The sequence below is a fragment of the Flavobacterium sp. genome, assembly GCF_031537875.1.
Lineage (GTDB): Bacteria > Bacteroidota > Bacteroidia > Flavobacteriales > Flavobacteriaceae > Flavobacterium.
Map to the genome: position 1 here is coordinate 136,780 of NZ_JAVKNB010000005.1, position 15,480 is coordinate 152,259.

General features: G+C 36.1%; 10 protein-coding genes. 3 read left to right on the top strand and 7 right to left on the bottom strand.

Going from position 1 to position 15,480, the window contains the following annotated elements; genetic code table 11:
* Positions 1-6: 6 nt before the first annotated feature.
* Both RMR09_RS02135 and RMR09_RS02140 read right to left on the bottom strand, forming a co-directional pair.
* Complete coding sequence (locus RMR09_RS02135; RefSeq protein ID WP_310594193.1) at positions 7-960, bottom strand: alpha-E domain-containing protein; 954 nt, start codon at positions 958-960, stop codon at positions 7-9.
* A gap of 22 nt (positions 961-982) precedes the next feature.
* The gene (locus tag RMR09_RS02140; protein ID WP_310594194.1) at positions 983-2,419 is read right to left on the bottom strand and encodes a circularly permuted type 2 ATP-grasp protein; all 1,437 of its coding nucleotides are present in this window, start codon (positions 2,417-2,419) and stop codon (positions 983-985) included.
* Positions 2,420-2,721: 302 nt separating this feature from the next.
* Here RMR09_RS02140 and RMR09_RS02145 point away from each other — a divergent pair, with 302 nt between their 5' ends.
* Positions 2,722-3,462 (top strand): lysophospholipid acyltransferase family protein, encoded by a 741-nt coding sequence (locus tag RMR09_RS02145; RefSeq protein ID WP_310594195.1) that lies wholly within the window; start codon positions 2,722-2,724, stop codon positions 3,460-3,462.
* Positions 3,463-3,519: 57 nt separating this feature from the next.
* On the opposite strand, the gene recA is transcribed toward RMR09_RS02145, so the two are convergent.
* The 3 genes from recA to RMR09_RS02160 all read right to left on the bottom strand — a co-directional run bounded on the left by recA (position 3,520) and on the right by RMR09_RS02160 (position 7,185).
* Positions 3,520-4,527 (bottom strand): recombinase RecA, encoded by a 1,008-nt coding sequence (gene recA / locus RMR09_RS02150; RefSeq protein ID WP_310594196.1) that lies wholly within the window; start codon positions 4,525-4,527, stop codon positions 3,520-3,522.
* Between the two features lie 185 nt (positions 4,528-4,712).
* Positions 4,713-5,861, bottom strand: coding sequence for a helix-turn-helix domain-containing protein (locus RMR09_RS02155; protein WP_310594197.1), 1,149 nt, complete (start codon positions 5,859-5,861; stop codon positions 4,713-4,715).
* 148 nt (positions 5,862-6,009) lie between these two features.
* Positions 6,010-7,185: an AraC family transcriptional regulator gene (locus RMR09_RS02160; RefSeq protein WP_310594198.1), complete on the bottom strand. Its 1,176-nt coding sequence runs from the start codon at positions 7,183-7,185 to the stop codon at positions 6,010-6,012.
* A gap of 267 nt (positions 7,186-7,452) precedes the next feature.
* Here RMR09_RS02160 and RMR09_RS02165 point away from each other — a divergent pair, with 267 nt between their 5' ends.
* The gene (locus RMR09_RS02165) at positions 7,453-11,931 is read left to right on the top strand and encodes a gliding motility-associated C-terminal domain-containing protein (protein WP_310594199.1); all 4,479 of its coding nucleotides are present in this window, start codon (positions 7,453-7,455) and stop codon (positions 11,929-11,931) included.
* Between the two features lie 26 nt (positions 11,932-11,957).
* Entirely contained in the window at positions 11,958-12,839 is an 882-nt protein-coding gene (locus RMR09_RS02170) for a type IX secretion system membrane protein PorP/SprF (protein WP_310594200.1), read from the top strand.
* A 72-nt stretch (positions 12,840-12,911) separates the two neighbouring features.
* Here RMR09_RS02170 and RMR09_RS02175 read toward each other — a convergent pair whose 3' ends face one another.
* The gene (locus RMR09_RS02175; RefSeq protein WP_310594201.1) at positions 12,912-13,898 is read right to left on the bottom strand and encodes a helix-turn-helix domain-containing protein; all 987 of its coding nucleotides are present in this window, start codon (positions 13,896-13,898) and stop codon (positions 12,912-12,914) included.
* 207 nt (positions 13,899-14,105) lie between these two features.
* Positions 14,106-15,305: a helix-turn-helix domain-containing protein gene (locus RMR09_RS02180; protein WP_310594202.1), complete on the bottom strand. Its 1,200-nt coding sequence runs from the start codon at positions 15,303-15,305 to the stop codon at positions 14,106-14,108.
* Positions 15,306-15,480 lie beyond the last annotated feature (175 nt).

Genomic DNA, 15,480 nt, shown 5'->3' on the forward strand with positions numbered 1-15,480 from the left:
GCCGATTTAGGTATAAGAAAAGAATAATTTAGAAAAATCTGTAGAGAATTGGTTCAGTTGCACTTTGGTGTTATGAAGCACTTCTTCTAATTGTTGGTTGCTTAAGTGGTGGTAATCGGTGTATTCGACATAGCTTTTTAGCCTTCCAAATTGATTGTGTAAGGTTCGGGCTTCGCTTATTACATTGTCTTTGAATAAATAATTAATGTACACATTAATCAAGTCCAAAGTATAAATCACCGAGTGCGCAAAATCGCGATTGAAAACAACTTGTTGCACCACTTTTCTATTGTGCGGAATATTACTGTAACTTTTCAAATACATTTCGTAGCCTGATAGGGATAGCAACAGCCTTCTCCAGTACAATAAATCTTCTTCGCCTTCTAGATTGTAATCAATGGGCGCAAAATACGCTTGTGTAAGCGAAATAGTTTGTAAGCAGCGTTCAATGTGTTTGCCAATGCTCGAAAAACACCATCCCAATCCTCTCGGCATGGTTACTTGCAGAATTCCGTTGTACAGCAAAAAGTCTTTGTTCAATTTGGTAATAATAGCCAAAGCATCTTGGGTTTCCAATTGATGCGGCAGGCTAGGGGAATTCATAAAATGATATAACGAATTGATGTGTTCCCAAAGCTCTTTGGTGATTTTGTCTTGGGAACCTCGTGCATTTTCACGCGCTTTAATTACTAAATTCTTGACCGAATTTTGATTGTGATTGTCGCAAATAATGTATTTCAACACAAAATTAGTGTCGTATTGCATCTCATTGATGGTCTCGATAGGCAAATCAGTATAATGTTCTAACAAGGGTTTGTAGCCTTGAGTATCATTCAATTCTTTGTCGAAAGACAGAATATAAAAGGTGTTTAAGGTCAGCAACATTCCATCTGTTCTTTCCATGTATCGGTTGAGCCAGAACATTCCGTCCGCCACTCGGCTAAGCATATCTACTTTCATTGGGTATGTTTCTTTAGGTTATTTATTCTACTATCCAGGTGTCTTTACTGCCGCCTCCTTGGGACGAATTTACCACTAGAGACCCTTCGGTTAGCGCCACGCGGGTTAAGCCGCCAGGAACGATTTCCACGCCATTTGGACCACATAAAGCATACGGTCTTAAATCGACATGGCGCAATTTGAGTTGGCCATCAATCAAACACGGCACGGTACTTAATTGAATAATGGGTTGTGCAATAAAGTTCCTTGGATTGTCCAAAATGGCAATTTTAGTAGCATCGAGCTCCTCTTGAGTCGCTTTATTTCCCATAATCATTCCGTAGCCACCACTTTGATTGGTTTCTTTAATTACCATATTTTCCATGTCGGCAAAAACCAGTTCGCGCTCGTCTTGGTTTTCCATTTGGTAGGTCGGCACGTTTTTAAGAATAGGTTCTTCGTTCAAGTAATATTTAATCATATCAGGAACAAAGGCATATACGGCTTTATCATCTGCAACGCCATTTCCTACGGCATTAACAATGGCAATATTGCCTTGTTTGTAGGCACTCATAAGGCCAGGAACACCTAATGCGCTATCGGGTTTAAAGACCAATGGATCTAAATATTCGTCGTCTAAACGACGGTAAATTACATCCACTTGCTGTAAGCCCGAGGTGGTTTTCATGTACACTTTGTTGTTGTTGACCACTAAGTCCCGACCTTCAACTAAGGGAATTCCCATTTGGCGTGCCAAAAAAGTATGTTCGTAATAAGCCGAATTGTAAATACCCGGAGTTAGCAACACCACATTAGGATTAGAGATGCTTCTTGGCGAAAGCGAAACCAAAATATTATGAAAAATCATGGGATAATTACTCACCATGCTTACATGATTTGAGGTCAGCATATCTGGGAAAATACGTTTGGTAATTTCTCTATTTTCTAGCATATAACTCACCCCGCTTGGACATCTTAAGTTGTCTTCAAGCACATAGAATTCGCCTTTAGCACCGCGAATCAAGTCGATTCCTGCAATATGAACATGAATATTATGTGGCACTTTGATGCCTTGTACTTCTTGAATGTAGTGCGGACAAGACGCAATTAATGACGCTGGAACAACACCATCTTTAATGATGTTTTGTTCGTTATAAATGTCTTCTAAAAATAAATTCAAAGCCAATAAGCGTTGTTTGATTCCGGTTTCTACTTCTAGCCAATCACTTTTGGTAATGATTCTCGGAATAATATCAAAAGGGAAAATACGTTCAATCCCTTGATTATCGTCGCTATACACAGTAAACGTAATCCCTTGGTTCATAAAAAAATCAGAGGCTTGTTTCTGTTTGTCTTTCAGACTTTGTAGGTTTAGGTTTTCTAAGGTGTGCAACACTTGACGATACGAATGTCTTACGCCTTCATCAGAAAACATTTCGTCCCAACCTTTTGGGTTCAATTCAGGCAGTAAATTTGACATATTTAATTTTATTTAAAAAAGTTAAACATTTCAAGGTTTTTATTGAAAAAAATCCTTGTTTTGAGCTAAATTACCTAATTATTTTCTGTTAAAAATCAATTGTAATGAATATTTGATAATTTATATCATATTCTTTTTTTGAGAAATATATTTTGATATTTCGTTTTTTTTTCGTCCTTATTTTTTTTGATTTAGAAATCAGCAAAGTGTTATTTATTATTAAACAGCTGTTTTTAAAGGGTTCAATTCTAAAATTTAAAATATTTTTTCAAAATGACGTTCCATTTCATACATTTGGCATTATGAGAGGAATAAAAATGATTCTTTGGTTGCTTTGGCGCGTATGGTTTTATGTCTTAATGGCTATTCCTATTCTTGTGATGTTGCCATTTTTACTTTTATCCATAGTTTCAGAGCGTGGCTACCCTTATTTTTTTGCTATGGCTAGAATTTGGGCTAAAGTCATTCTTTTCGGAATGGGGTTTTATTATAAGGTAGAATCAATTCAAGGATTGGAACCCAACAAAAGTTATATGATTGTGGCCAATCATACCTCTATGACTGATATTATGTTGATGTTGGCCGTAGTGGATCGACCTTTTGTATTTGTGGGGAAGAAAGAATTGGCTTCGATTCCGTTGTTTGGCTTTTTCTACAAAAGAACCTGTATTTTAGTAGATCGAAATAATGCACAAAGCCGAAGAGCGGTTTTTGAAAGCGCTCAAAACAGGCTGAATCGTGGTCTGAGCGTTTGTATTTTTCCAGAAGGGGGTGTGCCTTACGACGAGTCTGTTGTTTTAGATACCTTTAAGGATGGGGCATTTCGCTTAGCTATTGAACATCAAATTCCAATTGTTCCCATTTCGTTTGGAGACAATAAAAAGCGACTCTCTTACACCTTTTTCAGCGGTAGTCCCGGATTGATGCGTGTAAAAATCCACACTCATGTTGCCACAGAAGGCAAAACATTAAATGACCGAAGAGCGATTAAAGAAGAGGTTTATCAGATCATTTATAATCAATTAGTGGCTTTTGAGTGCTAACATAAAAAAACCGCAAGTAGTATTACTTGCGGTTTTTATTTTATAAGAAGGATAATTTTATTCAGCAGCTAGTTCTTTGATTTGCGACTTGATTTTTTCTTCTAATTCTTCGGCCAATTCAGGGTTGTCTTTAATTAATGCTTTTACAGCATCACGACCTTGACCTAATTTAGTATCTCCGTAACTGAACCAAGAACCTGATTTTTTGATAATTTCAAATTCTACCGCTAGGTCTAATATTTCACCTGTTTTTGAAACCCCTTCACCATACATAATGTCGAATTCGGCTGTTTTGAAAGGTGGCGCTACTTTATTTTTTACCACTTTAACCTTAGTACGGTTTCCAATTACGTTATCACCATCTTTAATTTGTGATGAACGACGAATATCCAAACGAACTGAAGCATAAAATTTCAATGCATTTCCACCTGTTGTTGTTTCTGGATTTCCAAACATCACTCCGATTTTCTCTCTCAACTGATTGATAAAGAATACAGTACAATGTGTTTTACTGATAGTTCCAGTTAATTTACGCAAGGCTTGTGACATCAAACGCGCGTGAAGACCCATTTTAGAATCCCCCATTTCACCTTCAATTTCGCTTTTTGGCGTCAAGGCAGCTACCGAGTCAATCACCACAATATCAATAGCTCCTGAACGAATTAAGTTTTCAGCAATTTCTAATGCTTGTTCTCCGTTATCTGGTTGTGATATGATTAAGTTTTCGATATCCACACCTAATTTCTCTGCATAATTTCTGTCGAACGCATGTTCAGCATCGATAAAAGCAGCAATTCCACCCGCTTTTTGCGCTTCGGCAATAGCGTGCAGTGTTAAAGTTGTTTTACCAGACGATTCAGGGCCGTAGATTTCGATAATTCTTCCTTTTGGATAACCACCTACTCCTAAAGCTAAATCTACTCCTAGCGAACCCGAAGAAATTACTTCTACTTCTTCAATGGCTTTGTCGCCCATTTTCATCACTGTGCCTTTTCCGTAGGTTTTGTCTAGTTTGTCAAGCGTAAGTTGTAGCGCTTTTAATTTAGCTTCTTTCTCTGAACTCATCTTTTAAGTGTCTAATTAGTTGTCAATTTTGAGAAAAATAAGGAATTTATTTTCTCTTTATAGTTTCGTAAAAATAGTTTTTTTTTTCGAAGTACAAGAGTTCTTTTCAGGCAATTTTTTATGATCTAAATAAAAAAGCACATATTGGCTAGTATCTATTTTTTTAAATCAATTGCATGGCAATACTAGGTTTTTTTGCGAGATGCAAGGTATTCACTAAGTGACAATCCCATTTGCTTTTCAAAACTTGATATGAATTTGGATTCTTTTTTAAAACCAGATTGTTGACTGATTGATTCAATAGCAATATTTGAATCAGTATTGTTGTCTATAAGGTTTTTAGCATAAGCAACACGTAATTGAGCCAGTAATTTAGAGAACTTAGTTTCTAATAAATAGGTAATACAATAGTCTAGGTGGGTTTGTGAAATATTCAAAGCGTTAGCAACATCATTTTTTTTGCATTCCGGATTTAAAAACGGTTTTTCTTTTTCTAAATACAATTTAATTGCATTAGACATTTCAAAGAAAGGATCTTCTTCAGGCGCAATGGTTTTTTTTCCTTTTTCCTTTAGGGGAACCGTAACAACAGTGGCCATGGGTACTCCATATAAAATATTGGGAAAAAGAATTAAAGAAATAGATAGAAAACTATATCCAACACCCGCCAAAACATAAAACACATGCCCGTCTGCTATATTTTCATGAGTGGTCTCGTAGGCTGATTGTAGTGCTAGGAATAAGAAACTAGTATTGATAAATAATAAATTGGATAACAAGACTACCAACCACAAATGGGTGTTAATCAATTGTTTTTCTTTCTTTTTTTGATATAATCCAATTACTAAATAAATGCAATAGAGTAAATATGCAAACGAAAGTCCACAACGTAATGCAAAACTCATACCAGCATTATAAAATAGATTAACATCAATAGTTGCTACTGCGTTAGCACTTTTTAGGATAGCGTTTGCAATATTTAATTTATTTTCAAAGGGTTGTAAAAAGTAGGGAATTGTTCCAATTAGCGCAATGATGGCGGGTATGAAATGAACCCAGTCTTTTTTGTATAGATTTTGTTTGTTTTCAATTGTACCTCTTACATAAAAAAGCAAAAAAGGCCCTAAAAGAAACATGAAAGGGGCAAAATGATTGTAAAAAACGGCCAACCAAAAGGCAGAATGGCCATATAGCATAAAATAATGTGCTAGACCAAAACTAGAAGCCAAGACAAAAAACAACGCTAAATATAAAGCGTTAGGATTTGATTTCCAATTGAAGATAAAAAACACACAGGAAAGGATTATTGTTGCAACTGAAATGTATAATAACATGATATGGGGATATAACGACAAAGTTAATTAAAAAGGCAAAAAAAAGCGATTCAAAAAGCGAATTGTTGTCCAGTTTTTCTTTTTTAAGACAAGTACAAAACTACAAATGAAACGCAAAAGCATTCAATCTATTGTAACAATAGAACTTTTACCGTATAGTTTCCGAAATTTCATTATTAATATATTCGGTTGGAGTAAATCCAGTTTCTTCTTTAAACGCAGCATAAAAATTGGAGCGCGTTTTAAATCCCGATTGTTTTCCGATAGCTTCTATGGTTAGAAGAGAATTGGATCCTTTTTTCAGTAATTCTAAGGCGTGCTTTATTCTCAACGCCGATTTTAATTTTGAAAATTTAGTTTCCATTAAATAGGTGATGCAATATGAAACGTGATTTTGAGGCGCTTTAAGGTAAAGTGCAATATCGCTAACCGAAAAATCAGGATTTAAAAATGGTTTTTCTTCTTCTAGATATTTCAATATGGCTTTATACATATCGAAGAAAGGGTCCTCTTCGGGTGCGATTTTATTTTTAACTTTTTTCTTTTTAGGAGTTACAGCTTCATTTCGTCTAGGAATTCCATATAGAATCTCAGGAAATAAAATCAAAGAAAAAGACATTATGCTATAGGCTAGTCCAGCAATGATGTATAAAACCTGTCCGTCGTTTATGGTTTTGCTGGGAACAGAGTGTTCAGAGCTTATGGCAAGCAGTATAAAACTCACAAAAATAAACGACAGGTTTGTAATTAAAATAATAAGCCAACGGTATGTGATGATAAGTTGGTTTTTAGGAATTTGTTTTTCCTTGGTTTCTGAAGGATATAATTTCCAAAGTAAATAGATACAGCCTATTAAATACAAAAAGGCAATGCTACAACGGAATACGAAACTCTGTCCCATTGTATAAAAAATATTCACATCAATTTCTTCTATTATATCTGGATTTTGTATGATTTTATCCGCAATCTCCAATTTTTTATCAAATGATTGAAAAATGTAGGGTACAGATCCAATAAACGCAATCAAAGTTGGAATAAAGTGTAGCCAGTCTTTTTTGGATAATGAATAGCGATCGGTCAAAGTGTTTCGTATATAAAAATACAAAAACGGACCAATTAAAAACATTAATGCTGCAAAATTATTGTAAAATATGGCTAACCAAAAACGCGACCCTCCTGAAGTTATTAAGTAGTGAGCAATTCCAAATATAGAAGTAAGTATGAATACAAATGTTAAATAGATTGCATTTTTATTTAAGCCCCAATTGTGATATAAAAGCACAAATGAAATCAAGATGGTAAAAATCGAAAGATATAATAACATTAATGTGGGGTTTACATAATACAAAAGTACGCATTAACCTCTTTCGGGTCTAAATTACTATTGCTTCAAATTGTCCGATTTTTAATTTTCGAGGACAACTAGTTATCCACTATGCTGATTTACAGGACAAAGTTATAAGATAAAGCTGTGTGTTAATTATTTTTTGAACATAAGTTTGTTCACTTTTTTATACGGTTTTAATTGTAAATATACTACACCAAGACCAAATTAACGTCCTAAGAATTTATTAAATATATTTATTATTTTATGAAAAAACTAACAAATTTTCAGTTTTCGGTTTTTCAGTTTGTGCCAAGGATTAATGAACTTAAGCAATTGATGTATTCATTAGTTGTTTTTCTTTTGTTCATAGGAATTCAAGGGTTTGCTCAAACAATTGAAGTTAGCGTTCCTTTTTCGGAGGGATTTATCGGTCTAAAAGGATCTAATCCACAAGACGCTACTAATATTAAAACTTTCACAACGTTAGGAATTGCCAAAGCTTTTTTTGTTCAACAATCTACCTCAGGGATCTTTCAAATACCTTCGGGATATCAAGGGAATGATATTCCAGGAACGATTCGTTTGCAATTAACTTCGGGTCAGATTATAGAATTCCCAGGAGCTATTGTTTGGAGAAATACGAATGGGTCCACAGTCAATATGTTTGGGATACTTCCAAACACTTCCATTAGCCCAATCAATTTCACTTATGGAGGTTCTTCAACTTATACAATTAACACGACAAGTGATTTAGGGTTTAAAAAAATAGGGGCTACACTAACATTAACAGATGGTTCAAGCGTTTCTGGAAATGCAGCAACTTCAGGTTTGTTAAGTGATTTAAATGCTTATTTAACGACTACTCAGGGATTGCGCCCTACTGGGCCTGTAACAGTAACTGCTTTAACTACCTCAAACACATCCCCTACAATTACTGGAACAGCAACGCTACAAAACGGCCAGACATTATCAGTAATGGTTAATGGGATATTGTATACCACAACTAATGGTTTAGTAGTTAGTGGTAATAACTGGTCGTTGCCTTTACCTACTTTAGCTACAGGGACTTATTCTGTTGTGGCTACAATTACAAATACAGCGGGATATACTTTAAGTGATAGTACTTCAAATGAACTAATTATTACACAGGCTGGAGTACCAACTATAGGTTTGTCATCATCACAATTGAGTGCCTTTACTAGTTGTGCAGGATCAGTTTCAACTGAACAAAGTTTTTCAGTTTCAGGAACAAGTTTGTCAGCAAATGCAGTAGTTACCGCACCAACAGGTTTTGAAGTATCTCTAACAAGTGGATCGGGCTTTGCTTCAAGTGTTACAATTCCGGCTTCAGGAACTCTTGGCGCAACTACGGTTTATGTGAGAATGACAACCTCGGCAACAGGAGCTCCAAGTGGAGACGTAACTGTAGTTTCAGGAGCCGCTTCTCAAAATGTTGCTGTAACGGGTACAGTTAATTCATTACCTAATGTTCAATTTAAATTATCGCCTCCTAACGTTACTACATCTGCCATTCAAGGCCAAGCAGGTACAAAAACAGAAAATTTTAATTCATTTACTGTTGGGAATGTTCCCGCTAGTGGGACATTTGCAATAGGAACCTTTATCAAGACGGGTAGTGCAACTACTTCACAATATGTATATAATACTACTTACGGAGCACCATTACCTAATTCGACAACTTCATCTAACTATTTAGGGCTTTTTACGGGAGGAGTAGTAAACGTTACCTTAACTGACCCTTCACGTTATTTAGGGTTTTGGTGGGCAGGAGGCGATGCAGCTAATCGTGTTACAATATTTGGAATGTGTAATGGTGTAGAGATTCAACTAGCACAATTTACCACAAATACAGTAACTTCACTTTTGAGTGGCGCAACTATTACTGCGGTGGATGGTAATGTGTATAATTCGTCGGCTTATAAAAGGCCTACTGAACCATTTGCCTACATTAATTTACAATTAGACAATCCTAATATTACTTTCACTCGTTTAGAATTTACTCAAAGTAGCGGAGGAGGAGGTTTTGAAGTAGATAATATTACTACAGGCACAGGTTATGGAGCAGCATCTGCGACTACCCCTTCGGCACCTACAATTACTACAATTACCAATACTGGCGGAACGGCCACAATTAATTTTACAGCCCCTACCTCTAATGGGGGATCTGCAATTACTAATTATGAATATACTACAGACGGAGGAACAACTTGGACTGCTTTATCACCAGCTGTAACAAGTTCACCAGTGACCGTAAGCGGTTTGGTAAATGGCATAAGTTATCCATTTCAATTAAGAGCAGTAAATGCAATAGGACCAGGCCCTGCATCAAATACTATTACAACAACTATTGATTCTGGATTAGATTCAGATGGAGATAATTTAACAGATGTAAATGATCCAGATGATGACAATGACGGTTTGTTAGATTACCAAGAACAAGATTGTTCAGCTAGTACCTCAGTGAGTCAATCACTTATTCCAAGTACATTCTATTTTGTACAATGGAATTCCTATACAAATGGTGTTTTAAGAGGAGTAATCAATGTTCCGGGAAATCCTGTAAATGTGACGGTGACCAACACAAGTAATTCTATTTTACTTCAAAATGACGCGCCTTACGGCGGAATTTCAAATTGGTCTCCTCAACCAAGTGGAAATCCTAATTTAAGTACTTTCAGAAGTTCAACTTTGGGAGAACACAAGTTTGTTTTTGATCAACCAGTTAATAATCCTCGATTCTTTATCAATTCTTTAAATAAGACGTTAGATCTTTCTTTACCAGGTAAAGTATTGAATTCAAATGGAAATTTCACGGGTGCTCCAGTAGGAACTACCACTCAGGTTTTGGTTGGAAATGAAGGTACAGGAACAATTTCTTTTTCTGGAAATATTTCCGAGATTTCGTTTACAGGTCGTGAATATGAGTTCTATTGTAACTTCTCACTAGGAATAGCAGGTTTAGTAGACGCAAGTGCCTGTGTAGACATTGACACTGATGGCGATGGAATACCTAACAGATTGGATTTAGAAAGTGACGGAGATGGAGTATTAGATGCCACTGAAAAAGCAGATGCCACTGATGAAAAAGACTTGTGTCAATTAGTTTTAGCACACCAAACGATGACTACAATCACAGTATGGAACACGGCTGATTGTGATAATGACGGGGTAACCAATGCTCAGGAGTTATTAGATGGCACGAATCCTTTGAATCCAGATTCAGATGGAGATGGAGTTATAGATGGTACTGAAAAGGTGGATGGTACTGATGCTAAAGACGGATGTAAGTTTGTACTAGCTCACCAAACAGTAACAACAAGTACGACTTGGAACACAGCAGATTGTGATGGAGACGGAACGTCAAATAGACAAGAAATACTAAACCATACAGATCCACTAGTAGGAGACACCGATGGTGATGGAGTATTAGATCCTCAAGAACTTTTGGATGGAACTAGTCGAACTGATGCATGTCAATTTGTACTAGCTCACCAAACGCTTACGCCAAGTACAGCTTGGAATACAGCTGATTGTGATGCAGACGGTGTAACCAATGCTCAAGAAGTTGTTGATGGTACTGACCCATTGAAAGCAGATACTGATGGCGACGGAGTAAAAGACGGAACTGAGAAAACAGACGGAACTTCAGCTACAAACTCTTGCCAATTTGTGTTGGCCCACCAAACGCTAACACCAAGTACAGCGTGGAATACGGCTGATTGTGATGCAGATGGCGTAACCAATGCTCAAGAAGTTGTTGATGGTACTGATCCATTGAAAGCAGATACTGATGGCGACGGAGTAAAAGACGGAACTGAGAAAACAGACGGTACTGATTCAAAAGACGCATGTCAATTTGTACTAGCTCACCAAACGCTTACGCCAAGCACAGCTTGGAATACGGCTGATTGTGATGCAGACGGTGTAACCAATGCCCAAGAGAAAATTGACGGCACAGATCCATTGAAAGCGGATACTGATGGCGATGGCGTAAAAGACGGAATAGAGAAAACAGACAGAACAGATGGTAAAGATGCATGTCAATTTGTGTTGTCTCATCAAACACTAACACCTAGTACAGCATGGAACAATGCAGACTGTGATGGTGATGGCTTGACTAATTTGAGAGAAAAAACATTAGGTTTAAATCCGTTATTAGCCGATACAGACGGCGACGGCTTGTCAGATGCGGTTGAATTAACAATGGGAACTAGTCCATTAATTCAAGACACCGACGGCGACGGTATAGCGGACAATCTAGACAACTGCCCAATCACAGCTAATACGAATCAAGCCGACAATGATCATGATGGTCAAGGAGATGTTTGTGATACAGATGATGATAACGACGGGATTTTAGATACCAATGACAACTGTCCAATTACAGCTAATGCGAATCAAGCCGATAGAGATCATGATGGAAGGGGAGATGTTTGTGACTTGGTAGAATTGAATATTGCACAAGCCATCACTCCAAATGGAGACGGTGTAAATGATACTTGGGTAATTTATAATATAGAAAATCATCCTGGCAGTATCGTTAGAGTATTTAACAGATGGGGTAACGAAGTATATTACTCTAATAACTATCATAATGATTGGGATGGGCATTATAAAAATTTGAAAGAAGGCTTACCTTCTTCAGGAGCTTATATGTACCAAATTGATTTAAACGGAGATGGAACTATCGACGCTCAAGGTTGGTTATACATCACAAACTAAACCCCCCACATCAAAAAAACAAGACAATGAAAAAAATAAACCTTATGGCAACTTTAGCACTACTTTTAGTAAGTAGTGCTTTATTCGCCCAACAAGAAAGCGTTTTTGCTTTTTATAAATCCCACATGATTTTGGTGAATCCAGCTTATGCGGGATATAACAATGCGACTTTGTGGACGAGTTCACTTAGAAAACAATGGACAGGTGTTCCTGAAGCACCCGAAACCCAAACCGTCTCCTACAGTACTCCAGTTGGCAAAAACATGGGCATAGGAGTGTCGGTGGTGAACGATAAAACCTTTATAGAAAAAGAGACCTATTTGGGGGTTGATTTCTCGTATAAGGTCCAAATGAATGCAACAACCGATTTGTATCTGGGAATCAAAGCAGGTGGTAATTTTTACGATGTCAACACCACAGGGTTAGAAACGTATAATGTACGATCAGATCAAGCTCTTGGATCTATTAATACATTCAATCCCAATTTTGGGGTAGGTGCAGTACTAAAGCAAGACAAATGGTACGCATCGTTATCTGTCCCAAGATTATTCAACACAAGCAAAGCGGTGAATCAATCAGGCTATGCTATGACAGCTACTGATAGGCCTCATGTGTATTTAAGTGGAGGCTATGACTTTTATTTAAGTCCATCGTTAGTATTGAAACCATCGGTGATGTTGCGTTATGTCAATGGTGCGCCTACATCGATAGATCTAACTACGATGTTACAAATAGAGAACAATTTTGAAATTGGAGGAATGTACAGAACCGATAAAGCGTATGCAGCGATGAGTACTATCCAATTGAGCAAACGTTTTGTGTTTGGGTTTGCCTATGAGATGAGTACACAACCAACACTAGCTGCTGCAAGAAACACAAACGAAATCCTATTGCAGTTTAAGTTTTAGAAAATGCAATTCATTATAAACCGGAAGCGATTTAGCAAAAAACCCACTAAACTCTAGTGGGTTTTTTTGTGGCTAAGATGTACTTGGTTTCAAGGAAATAAATTCTGTAGGAGTCATCCCTGTACATTCTTTAAATGCCATATAAAAATTAGAACGTGTTTTAAAACCAGATTGTTCTCCTATAGCTTCAATAGTAAGACGGTCTTTAGCTTCACTTTGTAATAGATTAATAGCATGAGCCACACGTAGTTCTGATCGTAATTTAATAAAATTAGTATTTAAATAGTGTTTAATACAAAATGAGATCTGATCTTCAGAAACGCCTAATGCAATGGCAATACTAGAAACAGAGAAAAAGGTGTCTAAATATGGTTTTTTCTCCTTTAAATAGGTGTTAATTTTTTCTCCTAATTCTGTAACTGATCCATTTTCTATAAATGAATCTTGCGATTTGTTTATGGGGTTATTTTTTACTTCTATAGTTGCTATTGCGTCGGGATTTCGTGAAATTCCATACAATACATTGGGAAATTGCAAAAGAGCCAAAGCCATGATTAAATAAATTACTCCCGTTCCAATATAATACACATAACCCTCTGTTATGCTATCGCTTATTCTAACATAGGCAGCATTGAAAGCCAAGCCGATAAAAATGGTAACGATAAGCAATATGGCTCCTAATAAAATACTTAACCAACGAAGTACTAGAAGTTTTTGCGAAGACAGTTTTAGGCTATAGCTCATTTCGTTTTTGTAATACCGAAATACCAAATAAATAGAATACAAAAGGTAGCCTAAACACAAAACTGATCGCAATACAAAACTTTCGCCTGCATCATAAAAAAAATTGACTTCAATATCTCTAATGGAATTGACATTATATATTAATTGTTTGGCAATGTTTTTTTTTACCTCAAATGATTCTAAATAATACGGAATAGTACCGATACCACTTAGAATTGCAGGTGCAAAATGGACGAAATCCCACTTTGTTAACCCACTACGTTCAGTTATAGCTCCTCTAACATAAAAAAACAAGAACGGCCCAATTAAAAACATAAAAGGAACCCAATGGTTAAAAAATAAAGCAATCCAAAACAAAGACTTCGTTTGAAACACAAAATGATGCGCTAAACCAAAACCAGAAGAGGTTATAAAAAATAATGCTAAAAATAATGTATTTGATTTTGAGTTTCTATTGTAAAACAATAATACAAGTGAAAGCAGTATTGTTAAAAGGCATAAGTATAATAGCATAGATTAGAATTATAGTGCATATTCTTCGTTGCTTTTTGTCGGGTATTCTGTAGGAGTCATTCCTGTACATTCTTTAAATGCCATATAAAAATTAGAACGCGTTTTAAAGCCGGATTGTTCTCCTATGGCCTCAATAGTAAGCCGTTCTTTAGTTTCGCTTTGTAACAACGATATAGCATGTTTCACACGTAAATCAGAGCGCAATTTATAAAAAGTCGTGCTTTGTAATGTATTGATACAATAGGACACATGGTTTTGTGGAACTTGCATATTGATAGCGATGGTTGAAATCGAAAACTCAGGATCTAAATACGGTTTCTTGTCATGCAAGTAAGTTGTGATTTTTTCTGATAATTCAAATAGCGGATCTTCTTCTGGGATGATTTCATTCACCACATCAGCTGGAATGTTTTTAGGCTCTTTATTAAATTTTCTGTCATTGGCTATAATTTTACGAGGCATTCCGTACAATATGTATGGGAATAGCAGCAAAGAGAAGGATAAAATAAAATAGGAGATGCCAGAAATAACATGGAGTATATAGCTGTTAGCAAAAGCCTCTTTTGGCGAACTATAAAACGAGAAGATAGTAACAATTAATAAGTAGAGTGTAATTATTAATGAGCAGATTACTAAAAGACTCAACCACTTCAACGATACTTTAAACTGTTTGTTCGGAATGGCGTTTTCTTTTCGGATTTTTGGTGCGTAAGAAATTAACAAATAGCCGCAGTACATAATGTAAATTAGAAACAACCCCACTCGGATTAAAAAACTCACATCGGCATTATAAAATAAATTAAGGTTTAAATTCAGCAAATTGTCAATGTTATCAATAATACGTTTAGCATTTTGCACTTTAAGTTCAAAAGATGTAAATAGATAAGGTGTAATTCCAACGGCTTGAATTAAAGCGGGAATAAAATGAAGGCAGTCTACTTTTGTGAGGCCCGATCTGTCGGCTAAGGTGCCTCTCACATAAAAAAGTAGTAAGGGGCCTAACAATAAATACAAGGGTGTGAAATGATTGTAAAACAAGGCTAACCAAAAAGGAGATTGTCCAAATAGGACAAAATAATGGGTAATTCCATACAACGAAACAATTATTAAAAACAAAGCCACATACACGGCGGTCTTGTTTTTCTTGAAATTATTAGCCAATAATAACAAAGCAAGTGCTAAGGTAGAAAGTGTGAGGTACAACAACATGTTTTTGGACTTTTGCTTCGCAAAACTAATAAAAAAGGTGTTTTTTAAGCACAATAGAGGGGATATAATTTGTCCTTTTTGGGATTGGTTAGGACAAATATACAGTAATTTCACCCGTATCAGACTTCTCTTATATAATAATTTTGTGCGCAATGTTTAAAAAAGAACCCTTAGG